The 1,334-nt window shown below is 34.1% G+C and carries 1 protein-coding gene; it reads left to right on the forward strand.

The genetic code is table 11. The annotated features are described in order from the left end of the window. Positions 1-83 precede the first annotated feature (83 nt). A complete protein-coding gene (locus QO190_RS13215; protein WP_371481348.1) occupies positions 84-1,256 on the forward strand; it encodes an IS4 family transposase in 1,173 nt (390 codons plus the stop codon). Positions 1,257-1,334 lie beyond the last annotated feature (78 nt).

A 1,334-nucleotide genomic window follows, 5' to 3' on the forward strand; every position in this document is an offset into this window, starting at 1 on the left:
CAATAGCGTCCTAAATAAAAAAATAAGAAGGAATTAAAGTAACTCAAAGTATCTTTGAGGTTGTACAACAAAAAAACCTTCTTATGGATTCAAAATTAACATTATTTTCCCAAATCATTTCAAAAATAGACCGAGGGATTTTCAAAAAAATAGTAATTGAGAAGAAAACCGATTACCGAAATAAAGGATTTGATAGTTGGAACCACTTAGTTTCTATGCTTTTCTGTCATTTTGCCAAAAGCACTTCGGTTCGGGACATTTCCAACGGGCTTCGCAGTGCCACAGGAAACCTGAATCATTTAGGGATAAAAACAGCACCTTCCAAATCTTCTATTAGCTACCAGAATGGAAAACGAGATGCAGATTTGTTTAAAGACGTGTATTTCAAACTATTAGGACAATTAGGACAGCACACGAAAGAAAGACGGATAAAACTCAAAATAAAAGTTCCTGTCTATTTATTAGATTCTACCCTTATTTCTCTATGCCTGTCTTTGTTCGATTGGGCAACATATCGAACTAAAAAAGGAGCCGTGAAAATGCATACCTTACTTGAATATGACGGGAAACTTCCTGTTTATGTGAATATTACCAAAGGAAGTGTTGCTGATAACAAGGGAGCGGAAAACATTCCTTTGGAAAAGGGAGCAGTCATTGTTGCAGACCGATTCTATAACGATTTTCCAATGCTCTCTATTTGGGACAGCAAAGGTGTTTTCTTCGTAATAAGACATAAAGAAAATCTGAAATTTGAAACTTTACAGGAACGAGAACTTCCACCTAAAGGAGCTCAAAGCATCCTAAAAGACGAAGAAATAGTACTCTCAAATCCTTTATCCAAAGAAAAATATCCAAAAAAATTAAGAAGAGTGGCTATTTGGGATAATGAAAACAAGCAAACCATTGAAATGATTTCCAATAATTTCTCTTGGGCTGCTTCTACCATAGCAGAATTATACAAGCAAAGATGGCAAATTGAGATCTTTTTTAGAGATATCAAGCAGTTGCTTCACATCAAAACCTTCATTGGAACTTCTGAAAATGCAGTGAAAATCCAAATCTGGACGGCACTTATCACTATTCTCATTCTGAAATACCTGAAATCCATCGCTAAATATAATTGGCAATTATCAAATCTGGTAGCTTTTATCCGATTGAATATTTTTGTTAAAATTAATCTCCAATTTTGGCTCGACAAACCATTTGAGCAACCGCCTGAAACCCCCAAAAACTATTATCAAGGGGTTCTTTTTTGAAATTAAATGTAAAGCTAAATGTAAAATAGGTATTTAGGCTGTTTCTATTTTTAATAATTTTTATTTAGGACAGTATTG

The organism is Cloacibacterium sp. Arc13 (genome assembly GCF_041431305.1).
GTDB lineage: Bacteria > Bacteroidota > Bacteroidia > Flavobacteriales > Weeksellaceae > Cloacibacterium > Cloacibacterium caeni_B.